Source organism: Parashewanella tropica (assembly GCF_004358445.1).
Taxonomy (GTDB): domain Bacteria; phylum Pseudomonadota; class Gammaproteobacteria; order Enterobacterales; family Shewanellaceae; genus Parashewanella; species Parashewanella tropica.
Window position 1 is genome coordinate 2,289,954 of record NZ_CP037951.1, and the last position, 20,268, is coordinate 2,310,221.

Here is a 20,268-nt window from a genome sequence, read left to right on the forward strand (position 1 = left end):
AGCAAAGTTAAGCATAGACAGCCAGCGTTCAGCCACGCTATATGAATATGGGGCAGCTTGTTGCTTTAACTTGGTTTTAGACATGAAAATATCTCAGCTCTTCACTGGTATTTTATTACTTACTGCTAATTTTAATAGTTTTGCTGCCAGCCCTGACCTCCCTATTCCAGGTAACCTAATTCGATTAGATTCGGCAACAGGAATTGAGCAGCTTACCAGTTCTCCCAAAAAATTTAACCACAATTATTGGTCTTTATCACGATATTACGTTACAGAAAATGGCTTAGCGTATTGCGCTCCAGCGTCAATTGTTATGGTGTTAAATGCTATGGAAATAAAACCTTCCATTGCACCAGAACACTACCCATATAAATTGTTTAACCAACAAAACCTATTTTATGATCACCAAGTACTCAGCAAGCAAATAACACCTACGATGATTAATCATCAAGGACTCACTTTAGATCAAGCCTATGAGCTCAGTAAGGTATATGTACCTGACACAAAAATGGTTTATGGCATAAACATATCTACTTTAGACCAGTTTAAATCTAAGGTGACTCATACACTCCAAACAGGGTTTGTGATCGTTAATTACGATAGAAAAACAATTAAACAAGTCGGTGGTGGGCATTTTTCGCCAATTGCAGCTTACAACCCTAAATCTGATAGCTTTCTCATCTTAGATGTCGCACGCTATAAGTACCCACCTGTTTGGGTAAAAGCAAACGAACTCTACAAGGCAACACAGGGAATTGACTCTACAAGCCACAACAGCAGAGGTTTGCTATTTATACCTAAGCAATTAAAACAAAAAAGGGACATAAAGCTAATGTCCCAAATACCTAAGTGATCTTGCGTAAGATGCTATCCAGCTATGCACGTAAATATTCAATACACAGTTAGAATCAATAATTACTAGTGGATTGATTCAATTACAAAGCCTGAATTTACTTTTGGAAAAGGATAACTGTTGTTATCTCTAATTAAAAAAGCATACCCACCATTAGCAGCATGCCAGCCTAAACGGCCAGAGTACACATGCTTAGTGCCGTTCTCTTCAACTACCCAAAATACTTTATTTCGGTATGCTGGTACTTTTGCATGATTCAAGTGAATACCGTTTAAATATGTCAGCCTGATACGACCATCTTTATCGATACCATTTACACGATACTCACCAGTTTGAGGATGCTTATTTAGCTCAGTTCTGTTGATAAAACGAATATCACTAACAATCTTTTGATTAATTTCAGCTTGTGTAGGACCTGACGGTTTTTCTGGTTTTACTGGTGGTTTAGGTTGTTCTTTGGTTTTAATGTAAAAAGAAAACTTTCCATTATTGTCTAAACACCTTTGGTTAGAGTTTTTATCGTCTTGAACGATAAAGTAATAATTATTACCTTCTTCATAACTTGCTATGCCTGGTAAGCTTGCTGACAACTTACGAGCAACTATGTATAGAGTCCACGGATTTCCATCTCTCGGCTGAAAATCCCCAATGACCAGTCGACTCTCTTTGATCGAATCAATGTTACATGTATCGTATGCATCCTTTGAAACACGAATCAATCTTCCGCTATCAGTAGACTCAACTGCGAGAATATCCCCCATCTTAATTTGTAAATTTTGGGTTGGATTAGAAATGTTAAAAGTAAATCTTTCTGCAAAAGCGGTTCCACTGATAAATACAGAAGCAAGTAATGCCGCGATTGTTGTTTTTTTCTTTAGCATGGTATTTCTCCAAAACAATGACTTCAAACTATTGTTCTGGAGCGGAGACTAAATGGAGATTTGATTTAGATCAATACATTATCTTAAATTTAAAAGAGCTATAACTCTAACTAAATTAGCAAGTTACAAACACAAAACTAGAATATAAACTCAATACTAAGTGCCCTGTACTTACAAAATCATAGAGTTAGCAAAATAAAGCTTCTATCAGACCTAAAAATCAGAAATATGAAAATCATAATAGACCACTAATCTGACCACACGTCATACTATTTATTAAATCAAACAATGCCATAAAAAAATGCGCTTACCTTTCGATAAACGCATTCAATTCAAAAGAGGCTAATTAACCTTCAATCCCTTTGCTAGCTAGAAATTCATCATAACTACCTTTGAAGTCTGTTACACCTTTCGGGGTGATCTCTACAATGCGGTTAGCGAGTGATGATACGAAGGCGCGATCGTGACTTACGAACAATAATGTACCCTCGAATAATTCAAGCGCATTGTTTAACGATTCAATGGTTTCCATATCCATGTGGTTGGTTGGCTCATCCATAATTAGGATATTTGGCTTTTGCATGATCAACTTACCGAAAAGCATGCGACCCTTTTCACCACCAGATAGAACCTTCACTGACTTCTTAATATCGTCAGCACTGAACAACATACGACCTAAAATGCCACGGACAGCTTGATCGTCGTCTTCTGGTTTGCGCCATTGGCTCATCCAGTCGAATAGGTTCATGTCGTTTTCAAAATCAGCTTCATGATCTTGTGCATAGTAGCCGATATTACAGTTTTCAGACCACTGGATAAGCCCGTCTTTTTGCGGTAAATCTTGAATTAAGGTGCGAAGTAAAGTTGTTTTACCGATACCGTTTTCACCTAATACAGCAACGCGCTCACCCACTTCAACTATCATATCTAGATTCTTAAACAGCAATTCATCGTAACCGTTAGATAGTTTTTCAACGGTTAGTGCGTTACGGAACAGTTTCTTCTCTTGTTCAAAACGAATGAACGGGTTTTGACGGCTTGAAGGCTTAACTTCATCGAGCTTAATCTTATCAATCTGCTTAGCACGAGATGTCGCTTGTTTGGCTTTAGAAGCGTTAGCAGAGAATCGAGCTACGAAGGTTTGCAGTTCAGCAATTTGTGCTTTCTTCTTGGCATTGTCAGCTAACATGCGTTCACGAGCTTGTGATGCCGCAGTCATGTATTCGTCGTAGTTACCAGGGAAGATCTTCAGCTCACCGTAGTCCAAATCTGCCATATGAGTACATACAGAGTTTAGGAAGTAACGGTCATGCGAGATAATGATCATGGTGCTTTGACGTTCATTAAGCACTTCTTGCAACCAGCGAATGGTGTCGATATCCAAGTTGTTGGTTGGTTCGTCAAGTAGCAGCAAATCAGGATCAGAGAACAGTGCTTGAGCCAAAAGTACACGAAGTTTTAAACCCGGTGCAATTTCAGACATCAAACCAAAGTGCGATTCAATACCAATACCCACACCTAAAAGTAATTCACCAGCTCTAGATTCTGCTGAGTAACCGTCCATTTCTGCGTATTGCATTTCTAAATCAGCTACACGAATACCGTCTTCTTCAGACATTTCAGCCATAGCGTAAATTGCATCACGCTCTTTTTTAACTGCCCAAAGCTCGGTGTGCCCCATGATCACAGTATCAATCAAGCTGTATTCTTCGTAACCGAATTGGTTCTGGCTTAATTTACCGACGCGCTCGTTAACATCGATAGAAACGTTACCGCTAGACGGTTCTAGTTCACCGGTAAGAATTTTCATGAAAGTGGATTTACCACAGCCATTTGCGCCAATTAAGCCATAGCGGTTACCACCACCAAACTTAACAGAGATATTTTCGAACAATGGCTTAGAGCCAAATTGCATTGTGATATTTGCAGTTGTGATCACAGAGAAACTTCCGAATTAATGAAGAGAAAAAACAGCGAAATTATACGCACTCACTGGTGGGATAACCAGAAAAAATCTGTATTTCATCAGTTTCCTTACCGTATTTTTGATTTATAAAAGCTTACCCATGGCAATACTAAAGTCTTACATCACTGCACATACGGATTTGTTAGTATCGAAAGCAACGTTCAAAGAGTAATGAATCACTTGCTTTCAAACTCTTCGTTCTTCCGAAGTGAGAAAACATTAATAAAAACAGAACCTCACTCACGACCTCACACATGCAAGGAAAAGCTATGATGAAAGATACTCTATTCCCACCCTCTGCAGAATTTGTAAATCAAGCCAATATCGATTCTGAGGGCTATCATGCTCTTTATAAGCAATCTATCGAAACACCTGAGGAGTTTTGGGGAGAACACGGAAAGCGACTCCACTGGTTTACCCCTTATTCAAAGGTTAAAGATACCAGTTTTGAGAAAGGTAATATCCACATTAACTGGTTTGAAGACGGTCAATTAAATGCCAGCTATAACTGTTTGGATCGTCACTTAGAGTCGAAAGGCGATAAAGTTGCAATTATTTGGGAAGGCGATGACGCCAGAAACCAACAAACCATTACTTATCGCCAATTACATGAACGTGTTTGTCAGTTTGCTAACGTATTATTATCCAAAGGTGTAACCAAAGGCGAAGTCGTTACCATTTACATGCCAATGGTTCCTGAAGTCATTATTGCTATGTTGGCTTGCGCGCGTATTGGAGCGCCTCACTCTGTTATTTTTGCAGGTTTCTCACCTGATGCAATTGCTTCACGTGTGAAAGATGGCAATTCAAAAGTCATTATTACCACCGATGAAGGTGTTCGTGGCGGTAGAATCACTCCTTTAAAAGCAAATGTCGATCATGCTATTGAGCAATTAGATGAAGGACAAATCGAAACTGTCATCGTATATCAACACACAGGCAACAGTTCGATTTGGGTTGATAATCGTGATATTTGCTGGCAAGAAGCGTGTGCTCAAGTTGACCATACACATCTAGCAGAGGCAATGAACGCCGAAGACCCATTATTTTTACTATATACCTCTGGTTCAACAGGTCAGCCCAAAGGTGTATTGCATACTACTGGTGGCTATCTGGTTTATACTTCCATGACTCATGAGTATGTATTTGACTACAAACACGACGATATCCACTGGTGTACTGCCGATGTAGGTTGGATTACAGGTCACAGCTTCATGGTTTATGCTCCATTATGTAACGGTGCGACAATTGTGATGCATGAGGGCATACCTAACTACCCTTCTGCTTCACGTATTGGTGAAATGATTGACCGTCATAAGGTCACCGTTCTATATACTGCGCCAACGCTTATTCGTGCATTAATGGCAAAAGGTGCGGATAGTTTCAATGACTATCAGGGGGATTCATTACGATTAATGGGAACAGCTGGTGAGCCAATCAACCCTCAAGCATGGCTTTGGTACCACGAAGTTATCGGTAAACAACGCTGCCCAATTGTTGACACTTGGTGGCAAACCGAGACAGGCGCGCCGATGCTCACACCATTACCCGGTGCAACGGCAACAAAACCCGGTGCCGCCACGCTTCCATTCTTCGGTATCAAACCAGAGCTAGTAGATAATGAAGGTAATATTATCGAAGGTGCTGGTGAAGGAAATCTAGTATTCACAGGTTCATGGCCATCGCAAATGCGTACGGTTTATGGCAACCATCAACGCTTTGAAGAAACCTATTTCTCCACTTTCGAAAATTATTACTTCTCGGGTGATGGCGCTAGACGCGATGAAGATGGCTATTTTTGGATCACAGGTCGTGTGGACGATGTACTCAATGTTTCAGGACACCGTTTAGGTACAGCAGAAGTAGAAAGCGCTTTGGTCAGTCACACAAACGTTGCCGAAGCTGCCGTTGTCGGTTATCCGCATAATATCAAAGGACAAGGCATATACGCTTACGTGACTTTGACGGAAAATACCGAACCTTCAGATGAGTTGAAACATACTCTCACTCAATGGGTTAGGCAGCACTTGGGTGCTTTGGCTACACTTGATGCCATTCAATGGGCACCTGAATTGCCTAAAACCCGAAGTGGAAAAATTATGCGTCGCTTTTTGCGTAAAATCGCTGCCAATGATTATGATAATTTTGGTGATAGTTCCACATTAGCCGAACCTGCTGTTATTGAACAACTGATTGAAAATAGAATTAACCCACCGCATTGTGAATAAGCATCAAGAACGGTGACTTTGGAGTAATAGCATAATAGGACAACCGTCCGTGACAGGATGTCACGGTCGTCAGCACATGGATGTGCGCTCCTGTTGGCGTTTATGCTATTACTCCACTTAGACCAATAAAACTGAATACTCTTCAAAACTAAACTTCAATCCTCGCTGTAATTCATTGAGTTAAGTGTTACAGTCAGCTCATCATTCCTTTAAAATATTTCAAGTGAAACTTAGGGACTATCAACAGCACTCCGTCGATGCTGCCATTACTCATTTCAAATCCTCAACAGACTCTGCCGTTATCGTTCTACCAACAGGTGCAGGCAAAAGTATTGTTATTGCAGAACTCGCAAGAATCGCCAAAGGTCGAGTGTTGATCCTGACTCATGTTAAAGAGCTTGTTGAGCAAAATGCTGAAAAAGTAGGATTGCTGACTGAAGATGCTGATATCTATTCTGCAGGTCTAAACAAGAAACAAACTCAAGGTAAAACCGTTGTAGCGAGTGTCCAATCAGCATCAAGGGCTATCGAAAAATTTGATACTCCATTCTCATTGGTCATCATAGACGAATGTCATCGTGTAAGTTTGGATGAAAACAGTCAATATCAACAACTGCTATCTCACTTAAAAACCATCAATCCAAAAATACGGTTATTAGGTTTAACCGCTACGCCTTACCGCTTAGGCTGTGGCTGGATTTACCGTCATCATTATCACGGAAAAATGGGAAACGATGACCAACCTATTTTTGAAAAATGCATTTTTGAATTACCGCTTCGCCCTTTGATAAAAAAAGGCTTTTTAACGCCACCTAAAGTATTAGATGGCGTTTCAGCACAATATGATTTCAGCTCAATTCAGCCATCTGAAACAGGTGAATATAATCAACAAAAAGTAGATAACCTTCTTAACCATGCGGGACGTGCAACTAAAGCGATCACAAATCAAATTATTGAGTTAGCAAAGCAAAGACAAGGTGTAATTATATTCGCATCTACCGTTAGGCATGCTCAAGAAATCATGACTTACCTTGATGACGATTCAGTGTTAATCACTGCCGAAACCCCTCAAGCCGACCGCGACCAATACATTTCAGCGTTTAAACAAAAACAGTTTAAATTCCTGGTCAATGTAGCCGTATTAACCACAGGTTTTGATGCTCCACATGTGGATTTTATTGCTATTTTACGCCCAACAGCATCGGTAAGCCTATTCCAACAAATGGTGGGAAGAGGATTACGTTTAGCTGACGGTAAAGAAGAGTGCTTAGTGATCGATTATGCCGCTAATGGTTATGATCTTTACTTTCCTGAAGTTGGACAAACTAAGCCAAATAGCAAAAGTGTACCTGTGCAAGTTCACTGCCCTGTTTGTCAATTTGCGAATACGTTTTGGGGAATTACTGATGCCGATGGTGACTTAGTTGAACATTATGGTCGACGCTGCCAAGGAATTGTTGAACATAATGGCCATACACAACAATGCGACTTTCGCTTTCGCTCTAAATCTTGCCCTGACTGTGGTGAAGAAAACGATATAGCAGCCAGAGTTTGTCAGAGTTGTAATTCAACACTGATTGATCCTGATAAGCGTCTAAAACAAGTGTTATCTCAGCAACATCATCACTTATTCAAATGCCAAGATATGTTACTACATGCAGAGAATTCCACCTTAAAAGTTCAATATATAGATTATGAGGGCAATGATTTTCACCGCTATTTTAAAATGGAAACGCCTGCCCAAATTCGCGCTTTATTTGCGTTATTTGTTCATCCGCATACCAAAGTTCCGGGGACTCAGCATCCTAAATATAAAAAACCGCAAGATGTTATCAACGACTCATCAAAGTTCAGGAAACCCGATATGTTATTGCTGAAAAAAGAAAAAAAAGGCTGGCAATGGATTGAGAGTTTTTTCGATTATAAAGGTCGATATCAAACTGAAAGTAATCCTTAGAATTTCAGGTCTTGCTATGGTATAAAAGTTCGATTTTCTGTTTAAAAGTTACATGGGAGTAACAATGCAAGTAACCATTTATGGGCGCCCAGGTTGCCCGTTTTGCACACGCGCAGTGCAAATTGCTGAAATGTTAAAACAAAAACGTGATGATTTTGATTTCACCTATACAGATATGTATGCCGAAAACATTTCAAAAGAAGAATTAAGTAAAAAATTAGGTGTTGATGTTCGCACTGTTCCTCAAGTTATCCTTGATGAGCAATACATTGGCGGCTGTACCGAGTTTGAAGCTTATGTTGCTAAAAACGGATTGCTTCTAAGCTAATACGTAGCTGTTATTTGCCTGCTACGGCGGGCAAACTCCTCCCACTCCTCTCAAAATTCTCAAAATTCTCAAAATTCTCAAAATTCTCAAAATTCTCAAAATTCTCACCACCAATTATTTATTCACCTAATATAATTAACAATTCACAAATATCCTCTTGCATTTTTTTTCAAAGCCAGATAACTTAAAAAAAGACTTACAAATTGACGCCTTTTTATTTGTCAATAACACATACATAAACAGGATTTAGACATGATCTTAGAACTGAACGCTTTCAAACATCATCGCCATCATCATATGCGGTAGCCTTCGGTTGTTATTCACCGGAGGTGTATTCCTTCCGGTGGACTGATACTCAAATTTTAAGTTGAAGCCCCTGAAGGAATTCAGGGGCTTTTTCGTATTAATTTTAATTTTGCCATTCACATTACGTACAAATGGTATCCAGTATCAGGAAACACAATGAACACAAACAGACTTAGAATCGCCATTCAGAAATCAGGTCGCCTAGCCGATGAGTCCATTCAGCTTTTAAAAACCTGTGGTATTAAATTCACATATAGCAAGCAAACCCTTATCGCCCATTCTGATAACTTTGATATCGATATGCTGCGTGTTCGTGACGACGACATTCCCGGATTAATTATGGATGGCGTGGTTGATCTTGGGATTGTGGGTGAAAACGTACTAGTAGAAACTCAGCTCACTCGACAGAAGCTCAATTCCCCTGCCGAGTATCAAAAAATTAAGGTTCTCAATTTTGGTGAATGCCGTTTATCTATCGCTACCCCATCAGAGCAAGAATACACAGGCATTGAAAGCTTGAATGATGCTCGTATCGCCACATCTTATCCTTACCTTCTCAAGCAATACATGAACTCAAAGGGCTTAACCGTTCAAGACTGTGAACTTAAAGGTTCTGTTGAAGTCGCGCCTAGAGCAGGATTAGCAGATGCTATCTGCGACTTAGTTTCGACAGGTGCCACACTCGCTGCAAACGGATTAGTAGAGCAAGATGTTATTTTCCGCTCAAAAGCCTGCTTAATCCAAAGCCCTAGTGTTGATAACGAAACCAAATTGGCATTGATAGATAAAATCCTCAGTCGGATTGATGGTGTAATGCAAGCCAATGAAAGCAAGTACATCATGATGCACGTACCTAAATCATCATTAGAAGATGTCATTTCACTTCTTCCGGGCGCTGAAAACCCAACAATTATGGATCTCACTCATAATGATGACGCCGTTGCTGTTCACGCTGTCAGTAAAGAAGATATCTTCTGGTGCACCATGGAAAAACTCAAAGCCTTGGGTGCCAGTTCGATTTTGATCTTGCCTATCGAAAAAATGATGAGGTAAAGGCAATGCAATTATTGAAGTGGTCTAGTTTAGATAATGCTGAGAAAACTGCAGTATTGTCCAGAGCTGAACTGATACAAAGCAAAGATGTATCTAGCCAAGTTAATGCCATAATCGAGCAAGTGATTTCTGATGGTGATCAAGCGCTCAGAGCATTAACTTCTGAGTTGGATAATGTCGTCATTGATGACTTAACCATCAATCAATCAGATATTCAATCAGCTAAGTTACAACTTGATGATGAACTAAAGAAAGCGATTAGTGTAGCCTTTGGCAATATCCAGCGTTTTCACGCTGCTCAAGCACAAGAAACCATAAAAGTTGAAACCACAAAAGGCCTTGAATGTGAGTTAAGAACTGAAGCTATTGAGTCTGTAGGTTTATACATTCCCGGTGGTACAGCTCCGTTACTTTCGACAACTCTGATGCTCGCTATTCCAGCCATGTTAGCAGGCTGCAAACGTAAAGTTATCGTATCTCCACCACCTATTCACCCAGCAATTCTATCCATTGCAGAACAATGTGGCATCACTGAGATCTATCAATTAGGCGGCGCTCAAGCCATTGCCACCCTCGCCTTTGGCACAGAAACCATCAAGCCCGTAGATAAAATATTTGGACCGGGAAATCGTTATGTGACAGCAGCCAAAAGTGCTATCGCCAGTGACAACAGAACCCCAACTACCATTGATATGCCAGCTGGACCATCGGAAGTATTAGTCATTGCCGATGACCAAGCTAATGAAGAATTTGTGGCAGCCGATCTACTTTCCCAAGCGGAGCATGGCGTCGACTCGCAATGTATCTGTATTACCACCAGCCAAGAACAAGCGGATGCGATAAGCAATGCAGTAGAAAAACAATTGATAGATCTCCCAAGGAAAGAAATCGCTACTCAAGCGTTAAGCCAGAGCCGAGTTATTGTGGTTGATAATATCGAGCAAGCCATTGAAATATCAAACCGCTATGCCCCCGAACACTTGATTGTACAAACTCAATCACCAAGAGAATTATTAGGCTCATTTAGAAACGCTGGTTCAATCTTTTTAGGCGCCTATTCACCAGAGTCAATGGGGGATTACGCCAGTGGAACAAACCATGTATTACCGACTTATGGTTACGCAAAATCAGTATCAAGCCTTTCATTGGCTGATTTTCAACGACGTTACACAGTACAAAGCCTCAATCAACAAGGCTTCTTAGCCATTGCCGATGCAGTCATCACTTTAGCAGATGCTGAGCAACTAGACGCTCACGCCAATGCTGCTAGAGTGCGTAAGCAAGCGATTTTAAAGGAGCAAGATAATGGAAAATCTTAATTGGATCGCTGAACTACAACGCCCCGATTTGAAAGAGATCGTACCATACGAAAGTGCACGAAAAATTGGTGGTGAAGCGGTAGTAATGATCAACGCTAACGAATCACCTTATAACAATATTGGACAAGTAAACTTAGATAACGTTAATCGATACCCAGAACCACAACCAGAGCTACTCATTAAGCGATATAGCGAGTACGCAGGTGTTAATCAACCCCAAATTCTCTGTACTCGCGGTGCAGATGAAGCAATTGAGTTACTGATCCGTACCTTTTGTACACCAAACAAAGACAGCATTAGTTACTTTGCTCCAAGCTATGGCATGTATGCGATTTCGGCTGAAACATGCGGGGTCAAGTCTGTTGCGATTCCATTTACCGATGACTTTACTTTACCTCAACTTAAAAGCAGCGATATCAATTCAAAACTGATTTTTATCTGTAATCCAAATAATCCAACTGGAACCCTTGTTTCTCCTGACTCAATTGAAAAGACCTTACAGCAATTTCCACAACAACTGGTTGTAGTAGATGAAGCCTATATTGAGTTTACGCCCACGAGTTCTGTTGTTGATTTACTAGAAAACTATCCAAACTTGGTAGTACTTCGTACCCTATCCAAAGCCTTTGCATTGGCAGGGTTACGCTGCGGCTTCCTGTTGGCTAATCCAGCGATAATAAAGTTAGTAAGTAAAGTGATTGCTCCTTACCCAATTCCGACTCCAGTTGCCGAAATAGCACAACAATCTTTATCTCTAAATGGTATTGAGATAATGCAGCAACAAGTTTCAGAGCTTAATCAACAAAAACAACGATTAGAACGCTATTTGAAGAAAGCAGATATCCCTTACTTTGAAAGCTTCGGCAATTTTGTTTTAGCGAAATTTACAGAACCCCAAAAAATATGGCAAAGCCTTATTGATAACAGCATCTTGGCTCGTCGTTACAGCAATCCACAGCTCAGTCGTTACATCCGTTTCACTATTGGTGATAGCACTCAAATCCAACAATTGATAGATACTTTAAGTGCTGGAGAACAAGCATGACACAATACATCCCTACAACAAAAACCAAAATGTTACTTATCGACCGTGACGGCACCTTAGTAAAAGAGCCTGAAATAGATAAGCAACTGGATAGACTAGATAAAGTTGAATTTGAGCCCAATGTCATCCCCGCCCTACTTAAATTACAAAGTGAAGGCTACAAACTCATTTTGATCAGTAATCAAGATGGTTTAGGTACCGATTCTTTTCCAACGGCTGACTTTGAAGAATCACATCAATTCGTGATGAACTTATTTGCTAGCCAAGGTGTGAAATTTGAAGACGAGCTCATTTGCCCGCACTTTGACAGTGATAACTGTAGTTGCCGTAAGCCGAAACTGGGTTTGGTCAAACACTTACTCACGAATGGATGTATTGATTTCGAAACGTCAGTCGTTATTGGTGATCGGGACACCGATATTCAACTCGCCGATGCGATGGGCTTAAAAGGCATCAAATATGACCGTGGGCAAATGAATTGGGATGCCATTGTCGCATCACTGGGTGATACTCCTCGCCAAGCAAGTGTCGAGCGCAATACTAAAGAAACAAAAATCAAAGTGACAGTAAATCTAGATAAAACACAATCAAGTCAAATCAATACAGGCATTGGCTTTTTCGATCACATGCTCGACCAAATCGCCACTCATGCAGGCTTTTATCTTAACGTTGATGTATCTGGTGATTTACACATCGACGATCATCACACCATAGAAGATACAGGTATCGCCCTTGGACAAACCATGAAAAAAGCATTGGGAGATAAACGTGGTATCGGACGATTTGGGTTTAGCTTGCCTATGGATGAAACTCAAGCTCAGTGCTTAATCGATTTATCGGGTCGTGCATACTTTAAATATGATGTGAATTACACTCGCGACCAAGTGGGCGATATGGCAACCGAAATGGTACCTCACTTTTTCCATTCTTTATCAGATGGATTGCTGTGTAACCTCCACATCTCCGCAAAAGGAGAAAACCAACACCACTTAGTAGAATCACAATTTAAAGCGCTCGGTCGTTGTTTACGTCAAGCTATTAAGGTTGAGTCTGATGTGCTGCCATCCAGTAAAGGGACACTCTAATGGTTGAAACCAGCAAAAATAATACTGTGATTATCGACACAGGTGTTTGTAATCTCACCTCTGTATATCAAGCCGTTAGACGCATAACGGATGATGTTATTGTTAGTGACAACCCTAAGATAATAAAGCAAGCAGCAAGAGTAATATTACCGGGTGTAGGTGCAGCACAACCGGGAATGCAATCCCTAATTAGCAAAGGATTAGTTGAAACCATACAACAACTCACTCAACCTGTTTTAGGCATTTGTTTGGGTATGCAATTACTGACTGAGACATCACAAGAATCAAGCAACAGTTCTCGTGTAAATACGCTTGGTGTAATACCAACTCAGGTCGAGCAATTAGAAAGCCAAGGACAGCCACTACCTCATATGGGATGGAATCAACTTAGCAATATGACACATCCAATATTTGATGGAATTGCGGATAACGCCTTTGTCTATTTTGTTCACAGCTATGGCGCTCCTATTAGCGGCTACACCATTGCCAGCACCGATTATGGCAACCTGTTCAGTGCAGCTATAGCCAAAGACAACTTTATCGGCTTGCAATTTCATCCTGAAAAAAGCGGCAACACAGGCTCAGCCATTTTGAATAATTTTATAAATTTAAGGATTGAACAAAAATGATCATCCCAGCGATTGATTTAATTGACGGAAAAGTGGTTCGTCTATTCCAAGGTGATTACGCAAAACAAACGGATTTTAGTGTCGATCCACTAATCCAATTGCAATCCTATCAACAACAAGGTGCCACTTGGCTTCACCTCGTGGACTTAACTGGCGCAAAGTATCCTGAAAAACGTCAACTGCCTCTAATAAAAAACCTAACACAATCATTATCTGCCAATATTCAAGTTGGTGGTGGAATACGCAAAATTGAGCAAGTTGAAGCACTACTAAATATTGGAGTACAACGTGTGGTGATTGGCTCATTAGCCGTTAGCCAACCTGAAATCGTTAAACAATGCTTTGAACGATTTGGAGCCGAACGAATTTGTTTAGCCCTAGACATCAACATTTCAGAAGATGGTAAAAAGTGTGTCGCGACCTCAGGCTGGCAAGCAAACTCTAATGTTACGTTAGAAAATGTACTCGACACATATCAAGCTTACGATGTTGAGCATTGTCTAGTCACTGATATTTCATGTGATGGCACCTTACAAGGCGCGAACGTTAACTTATACCAAGAGCTATCACAGCAATACCCCAATATTCAATGGCAAGCATCTGGTGGGATCGGAAATCTACAAGACATCGAAAACGTTAAGCAATCTGGAGCACCAAGTGTCATTGTTGGTAAGGCGCTATTAATTAATGAGTTTACGGTTGAGGAGGCAATCCAATGTTGGCAAAACGGGTAATCCCCTGCTTAGACGTACGCGACGGTAAAGTGGTCAAAGGTGTGCAATTTACCAACCATAAAGTCATGGGTGATATTGTAGAGCTTGCAGCAAGGTATTCGTACGAAGGGGCTGATGAACTCGTATTTTATGACATTACCGCCAGTGCTTACGGCAATAAAGTCGATAAATCATGGGTTAAGCAAGTTGCCGAAGTGATCAACATTCCATTTTGTGTCGCTGGTGGCATTAAAACGCTAGAGCATGCCCGAGAAATTCTCGCCTATGGTGCAGATAAAATTTCCATCAATTCACCAGCACTTTCTGAGCCTGAACTGATCACTCGAATGCAAGACGAATTTGGTAAGCAATGTATCGTGGTTGGCATTGACTCATATCACGACCAAGCCACTAATAGTTACAAAGTAAAACAATTCACAGGCTCTGATGTCACCACACAATTTACCGACTGGTACACGCTTGATTGGGTAGAAAAAGTGCAACAACTAGGCTGTGGTGAAATCGTACTCAATGCCATCAATCAAGATGGTGTAAAAAACGGTTACGACATTGAGCAATTACAACAAGTCAGATCCATTTGCTCAGTACCGCTTATTGCATCGGGCGGCGCAGGAAGTACTCAGCATTTCATTGATGTGTTTAACCAGACCAATGTTGATGGTGCTCTAGCCGCTAGCGTATTTCACAAACAAGAAATCGCCATAAGCGATTTAAAACAGCAATTAGCTAGTAACCAAATACCGACCAGAATCGACTGAGAACAAGATGACAAAGATTACCCTAACAAACTTATCCAATATCGACTGGGAAAAACAAAACCACTTAGTGCCTGCCATTGTGCAAGACTATCAATCAGGGCAAGTATTAATGCTTGGTTATATGAACGCCGAAGCACTTAACCAAACATTAACAACCAAACAAGTCACCTTTTTTAGTCGAAGCAAGCAAAGGCTTTGGGTAAAAGGCGAAAGCTCAGGTAACTTCCTAACACTAGTATCAGCCAGTATTGATTGCGACAACGATAGCCTGCTAATTCAAGCGATTCCTAACGGACCAACCTGTCACTTAGGCACTACCAGTTGTTGGGATGATGAAACCGCACAACCATTTTTACAGGGTTTATCTCAACTTATCAAAACAAGAAAAAATGCGGATGGAGAAAAGAGTTACACCAAATCCTTATTTGATTCAGGTGTAAAACGTATCGCCCAAAAAGTAGGAGAAGAAGGCGTTGAAGTCGCCCTTGCTGCTACCGTTAATGATAAAGAAGAACTCATTAACGAAAGTGCCGATCTACTCTTTCATTTAATGGTATTACTGGAATCCCAAAACTTATCCCTAAAAGATACGATAAGCTGTTTGCAATCAAGGCATAAGCAATAAACAACTTAAAACGTCTAGCATTTATCCACTTAAGCGCCGATACTTGATTTTAGCTTGACCGAGTATCGGCTTTTGCGTAAAGTAGCGCCCCGTCGACAGCGAAGTCTCGCGATTCTCGACAACAAAACGGTGAGGTGTCCGAGTGGCCGAAGGAGCACGCCTGGAAAGTGTGTATACGGAAACGTATCGAGGGTTCGAATCCCTCCCTCACCGCCAGATTTTATTTAAGCCACTGATAAATAAGTAGTTTTAATCTAGCGGTTACCGACATTCACAAACATCTGTCACATAACTCTGTCACAAATCAGAGGTTAAAATGGCAAAAATGTTGACGAATCACCTTTATCAATTCTCGAATTCAAAAAATTTTTTTCTAAGATTTCGACTTCCTCGGATCGTTTTTCAAAAAACCTGTTATATTCCTCGAAACGGCTACTTTTGCGGCTCGTTGCAAACGGATGATGCTGCAACCGCACAGTTGTTGGGAGCCTTCATTAAACGCAATCTTGATAAGGACATCGAGACCATGACAGAAAATGTAACAGTAAAACTTTTCCCACTAGGCGATGAGTACGTACCATTTGAGGGCTCTGATTTACACAGAGCGTTTATGACTGATGTTAAACAGCATGAAATCAGGCAAATTTTAAAACAACGTTTCTCAGCGCTTTTAGAGGTAGGCAAGAAACTCATTAACAATAGTTTTTATCCAAATGTCTCGCCTGGTAGTAGGACTCTTTCAGAGCAGGAACTCGATTCTCTTGAGGAAATTGCACCTAACCTTGTATCTACAAACGATCCATTAACTCATTCAATGCCCCAATTTATTTCTGAGTACAACGAACTTGATGAACACAAGGCTTATGCACTCAGCACAATGATCCGCATGATGAACCAGTTTTTTCTTCAACTCGATAAACTAAGCAATGACAACGCTTTTGAAGACCTAACTGTGACGACAAATGAAGTAGATCCAATTAAAGCACTACCTATTCTAACTCATCAGCACCTTTTAACACTCGCTAAAAAAAGGTTAGTGGAAGAAAGTGACAACAATGGCCATTCAAGTGAGGAGTTTAGCATGAATCATCTTTTCAAAAAGTTCTGCGAAGAAAAAAAGCGTTCCGTTAAAGAAACAACTCTGCACCACTATCAAATGTCGTTCGCAATGTTAAGCGAATGGTATGGTTCAGAGCTTGATGTACGCGAAATCGATAAAAAGCTAGCTGTTGAAATAAAGAGGAAAGTGATGGAACGATCTGGAATGGGGCAGAATCATCAGGCTTTATCAGCAAAACGGATCAATGCCATTCTATCCAACTTCCGCACTTTTATGACTTGGTATCTTGCACATTCTGATGAAGACAAACCAAACCCATTTTCCGGTCTAGATGTTAAAGAAAACAGACAAACGCAGCGATTTGAGCGAAGAAAATTTGAGTCGAATGAACTTTCACAGGTTCTTAACTATCAATTCAAGCGAAGTAACGAAGCACAAGGCTTCAGAACTGCTGCCTATTGGTTCCCAATTCTTGGTCGCTACACAGGAATGAGATTGAATGAGATAGCACAACTTACTCCAAAGCAGATCAAACTTGAGGGCGAGATCTGGCTTATTGATTTACATGGCGCCTCACTTAAAACTGAAGGTTCTGAAAGGATAATTCCTATCCATCCTAAGCTTGTTGAACTCGGATTTATTGAGTTTGTAAAAAAACAGCGTCATAAAGGAACTGCCAGAGTGTTTCCAGAGCTAAAAAAAGGTGCGCACAGCCTAGGTGATTCGATCAGTCGTTGGTTTAACCGGACAATGCTTAAAAATATCGGCATAAACAAAGACGATGAACACCTAAACGGCAATAAAATCGACTTTCATTGCCTTAGAAAGACTTTTTCCGACGAATTGCTTTGTATGGGCGTAGAACTATCACTTGTAAAGACGCTCATGGGTCATAGCATGGATGACGATATCACCTACAGACACTACAAGTCCTCTCAGACTGATATCAAGGTTCTTTATGATATTGTTTGCAAGATTAAATAAGCTCAGCAAAATCAATGATTTTAATATATACAAAGCTGCAAATTGAAACATTCGGCACTCAATTTAATTTACATTGAGTGCTCAGTTTGGATTTGTTTGGGTATATTGTGGTGGGGAAAGGTTTTGGTCTTATTAGGTTAGCTCTAGAGACGAAATTAAGAGTTACCAAATCAATTAATTTTTGTTCACCAAATTGGTTGACACTTGTTAATTTAGTCAATATTATACCAATCGAAACCTAAGGAGGGTTTAGTCATGGCATTAACAGATTTTGGTAAGGCTATTAGAAAAGCCAGAATAGACATCAACTACTCATTGCGAAAAATGGCAACAGAGTTAGAAACGTCACCAGCATATCTGAGCTGCTTAGAAACTGGAAGTAAAAAAATATCAATGGATTGGGTAAAAAAAATAGATGCTTTCTTAGAAAAAAAAGGTAGCAAAATTCATAATATTGAAATGTTAGCAAACGTTTCAAATGAAACTGTTCCTTTAAGTGGGTTATCGCAGCAACATCAGATGCTAGTAGCTGGTTTTGCAAGTTCTCAATTTAACCCAGAACAATTGAAAATGTTGGCGGATTTACTTCATGAGATTGAGGGAGAAAATGCATAATGGATTATCAACTAAGGGGAAACCGCGTTTCCCCTATGCATATTGAAGATATAAGAGCTAGAGCATTAAAAGTTGCCAAAGCATTCAAAATAAACAAGCGAAACAAAAGAAACCTAGAAGACTCTTTTGAAGCCTTATCAATGTATGGAATTACACTATCCGTATTACCAGATGATGAGTGGCTTGGTTTCACAAGAGGACACTACGATCCTGCAAGTTTAACTATAACTGTTCCAAGTAAAATATACGAAGGAGCATGTGATGGAGAGCAGGATGCATTATTCGTGATGCTGCACGAACTAGGCCATTTATTTTTATTGCATAAAGCAGTGTTACATTGCGCAGATACAATACCAACACAATCTGAAGACGCTGAATGGCAAGCTGACAGTTTTGCTGATGTAATATTGGAACATTTGGGGTATCAAACTCAACAGCTATCTTTCGAGTTTGGAATTCAAATGTAAAAAGCTCTGCCTAAAGGCAGAGCTATGGGGTTGGTATGGTTATTGGCGTAACCTAGTCCAACGTGTTATTAACCTAGAGTTTAGTTTCAAGGTCATAACGAATTCCATAGCGGAGAATATGACAAAAATCATTTTTCCGCAAGTATTTCCTTGTGATTAAACTCCACTACATGGAGAATTTCACATGAAATCAGGTTATTGCCCTAAGTGCAAAAATACTTGTGATGTGACTTTTGCTCGAAGTGTGGTTCGTGACGGTAAAGTGTATTACCCAAAGAAAGCTAAATGCTTTGTCATACCACATTGTACTCGATGCAATAAAAAGTAAGACAATCTGTGCTGATTCAAAGCAACTGCTAGTCAGTTGCTTTTTTGTATTGGCCCCCACTTAAACTCAAATTTAAGTTTCAAAGGCTTCTTTGACCTCAAAAATACTCCAGCATCAATTTAACAAAAAAGCTGTTGTTTCTCAGCCAACACCAAGCGTTCCTTATGGCAAAATCTTGCGCGTTCCCCTTGTAAAAGTATAAAGCGTTCCCCTTGCGTATTTTGGCGCAAGAGTAACGGGGGGAGATAGATCAAAATAGCTTACTCAACTTTTACAAAGGGAACGCCTCAAACTCACACGGTTAAAGGCTTTGCTTCGATTTTATCCTTAGTAAATTATAGTTGTATTCGAATGATCGGCAAAAGTGCCTTAAATGGTGCTAAAAAAAGCCCTATTGCGCCCCTTATTCTCAGCGACTAACGCAGAGTTTTTTTCTTTTAACCGAAACAAAATTGGCATGTTTGGCTGGTAAATGTCGAGCATAAACAGATAAGTAATAACACCTTCAATTACGACAAAACTCACTTTTCGTACACAACGTGATAATTTTTAAGACTTGTTAAATATGCATCGGATCATCAAACTTAGAGAATTGCAGTCTGGGCTTCACGTGACCTCACTAGCCAGTACAGCAACCATGTGATCAGCGCGTCAAAAACAATACCTGAACCAAACAACACTGCGATATTTGATAGCGTAGGAACATACCAACCTTTTAAATAACAGACATATGCTGCACCGTAATAAAGAATGTTTATTACCATTGATTGGTAAAGCAGTAGATCTGTTCGACCAGTTCCGTAGAAATAGCTATCGATGACATTGTTAAGTGCAAAAACGACATAAAAACCAGACAAGAGGATCACTAAACTAACCACCTCATGAGCATTAGCGACCCCCATGACGTTTTTAATAAACGCTTCCCATAAAGGCATTGTAATTAGCCATAACGTTACAATAAACAAAGTTAGCTTCAAGTACTTATTGATACATTTTTTACTCAGCCCATTTTGAATCGCTGCTTCTCGTTTAATTACCTGCCCCAAT

At 40.2% G+C, this 20,268-nt stretch carries 19 protein-coding genes and 1 tRNA gene; 17 read left to right on the forward strand and 3 right to left on the reverse strand.

What is annotated here, in order from left to right; translation table 11 throughout:
* Positions 1 to 82: 82 nt before the first annotated feature.
* Complete coding sequence (locus tag E2H97_RS10060) at positions 83 to 853, forward strand: phytochelatin synthase family protein (protein ID WP_133407013.1); 771 nt, start codon at positions 83 to 85, stop codon at positions 851 to 853.
* A 65-nt stretch (positions 854 to 918) separates the two neighbouring features.
* Here E2H97_RS10060 and E2H97_RS10065 read toward each other — a convergent pair whose 3' ends face one another.
* Positions 919 to 1,734 carry a cupredoxin domain-containing protein gene (locus E2H97_RS10065; protein WP_133407014.1) on the reverse strand — a complete coding sequence of 272 codons (816 nt, stop codon included), beginning with the start codon at positions 1,732 to 1,734 and terminating at the stop codon, positions 919 to 921.
* A gap of 346 nt (positions 1,735 to 2,080) precedes the next feature.
* Entirely contained in the window at positions 2,081 to 3,673 is a 1,593-nt protein-coding gene (locus tag E2H97_RS10070; protein WP_133407015.1) for an ABC-F family ATPase, read from the reverse strand.
* Positions 3,674 to 3,969: 296 nt separating this feature from the next.
* Between E2H97_RS10070 and acs the strand changes: the two genes are divergently transcribed.
* From acs to E2H97_RS18800, 16 genes are all read left to right on the forward strand, one after another.
* Complete coding sequence (gene acs, locus E2H97_RS10075; protein WP_133407016.1) at positions 3,970 to 5,928, forward strand: acetate--CoA ligase; 1,959 nt, start codon at positions 3,970 to 3,972, stop codon at positions 5,926 to 5,928.
* Positions 5,929 to 6,151: 223 nt separating this feature from the next.
* Positions 6,152 to 7,885, forward strand: a complete 1,734-nt coding sequence (radD, locus tag E2H97_RS10080; protein WP_133407017.1) for a DNA repair helicase RadD — start codon at positions 6,152 to 6,154, stop codon at positions 7,883 to 7,885.
* A 64-nt stretch (positions 7,886 to 7,949) separates the two neighbouring features.
* On the forward strand, positions 7,950 to 8,213 hold the full coding sequence (locus E2H97_RS10085) for a GrxA family glutaredoxin (RefSeq protein WP_133407018.1): 264 nt from the start codon (positions 7,950 to 7,952) through the stop codon (positions 8,211 to 8,213).
* Between the two features lie 462 nt (positions 8,214 to 8,675).
* Entirely contained in the window at positions 8,676 to 9,572 is an 897-nt protein-coding gene (gene hisG, locus E2H97_RS10090) for an ATP phosphoribosyltransferase (protein WP_133407019.1), read from the forward strand.
* A gap of 5 nt (positions 9,573 to 9,577) precedes the next feature.
* Positions 9,578 to 10,891 (forward strand): histidinol dehydrogenase, encoded by a 1,314-nt coding sequence (gene hisD / locus E2H97_RS10095; protein WP_133407020.1) that lies wholly within the window; start codon positions 9,578 to 9,580, stop codon positions 10,889 to 10,891.
* Positions 10,878 to 11,936, forward strand: a complete 1,059-nt coding sequence (gene hisC / locus E2H97_RS10100) for a histidinol-phosphate transaminase (RefSeq protein ID WP_133407021.1) — start codon at positions 10,878 to 10,880, stop codon at positions 11,934 to 11,936. Before hisD ends, hisC begins: the two co-directional genes overlap by 14 nt.
* Positions 11,933 to 13,021 carry a bifunctional histidinol-phosphatase/imidazoleglycerol-phosphate dehydratase HisB gene (hisB, locus tag E2H97_RS10105; RefSeq protein ID WP_133407022.1) on the forward strand — a complete coding sequence of 363 codons (1,089 nt, stop codon included), beginning with the start codon at positions 11,933 to 11,935 and terminating at the stop codon, positions 13,019 to 13,021. The genes hisC and hisB overlap by 4 nt, the downstream gene beginning before the upstream one ends.
* On the forward strand, positions 13,021 to 13,650 hold the full coding sequence (gene hisH, locus E2H97_RS10110) for an imidazole glycerol phosphate synthase subunit HisH (protein ID WP_133407023.1): 630 nt from the start codon (positions 13,021 to 13,023) through the stop codon (positions 13,648 to 13,650). Before hisB ends, hisH begins: the two co-directional genes overlap by 1 nt.
* A complete protein-coding gene (gene hisA, locus E2H97_RS10115) occupies positions 13,647 to 14,384 on the forward strand; it encodes a 1-(5-phosphoribosyl)-5-[(5-phosphoribosylamino)methylideneamino]imidazole-4-carboxamide isomerase (protein WP_133407024.1) in 738 nt (245 codons plus the stop codon). Before hisH ends, hisA begins: the two co-directional genes overlap by 4 nt.
* Entirely contained in the window at positions 14,366 to 15,142 is a 777-nt protein-coding gene (gene hisF, locus E2H97_RS10120; RefSeq protein ID WP_133407025.1) for an imidazole glycerol phosphate synthase subunit HisF, read from the forward strand. The genes hisA and hisF overlap by 19 nt, the downstream gene beginning before the upstream one ends.
* A gap of 7 nt (positions 15,143 to 15,149) precedes the next feature.
* Positions 15,150 to 15,767 (forward strand): bifunctional phosphoribosyl-AMP cyclohydrolase/phosphoribosyl-ATP diphosphatase HisIE, encoded by a 618-nt coding sequence (hisIE, locus tag E2H97_RS10125; protein WP_133407026.1) that lies wholly within the window; start codon positions 15,150 to 15,152, stop codon positions 15,765 to 15,767.
* 128 nt (positions 15,768 to 15,895) lie between these two features.
* Positions 15,896 to 15,983, forward strand: a tRNA-Ser gene (locus tag E2H97_RS10130).
* 310 nt (positions 15,984 to 16,293) lie between these two features.
* On the forward strand, positions 16,294 to 17,811 hold the full coding sequence (locus tag E2H97_RS10135; RefSeq protein ID WP_170308281.1) for a site-specific integrase: 1,518 nt from the start codon (positions 16,294 to 16,296) through the stop codon (positions 17,809 to 17,811).
* Between the two features lie 255 nt (positions 17,812 to 18,066).
* Entirely contained in the window at positions 18,067 to 18,426 is a 360-nt protein-coding gene (locus E2H97_RS10140; protein ID WP_133407028.1) for a helix-turn-helix domain-containing protein, read from the forward strand.
* Complete coding sequence (locus E2H97_RS10145) at positions 18,426 to 18,893, forward strand: ImmA/IrrE family metallo-endopeptidase (RefSeq protein WP_218938209.1); 468 nt, start codon at positions 18,426 to 18,428, stop codon at positions 18,891 to 18,893. Before E2H97_RS10140 ends, E2H97_RS10145 begins: the two co-directional genes overlap by 1 nt.
* Positions 18,894 to 19,077: 184 nt before the next feature.
* Entirely contained in the window at positions 19,078 to 19,221 is a 144-nt protein-coding gene (locus E2H97_RS18800; RefSeq protein ID WP_170308282.1) for a hypothetical protein, read from the forward strand.
* Between the two features lie 584 nt (positions 19,222 to 19,805).
* Here E2H97_RS18800 and E2H97_RS10150 read toward each other — a convergent pair.
* Positions 19,806 to 20,156 (reverse strand): hypothetical protein, encoded by a 351-nt coding sequence (locus tag E2H97_RS10150; RefSeq protein ID WP_133407029.1) that lies wholly within the window; start codon positions 20,154 to 20,156, stop codon positions 19,806 to 19,808.
* Positions 20,157 to 20,268 lie beyond the last annotated feature (112 nt).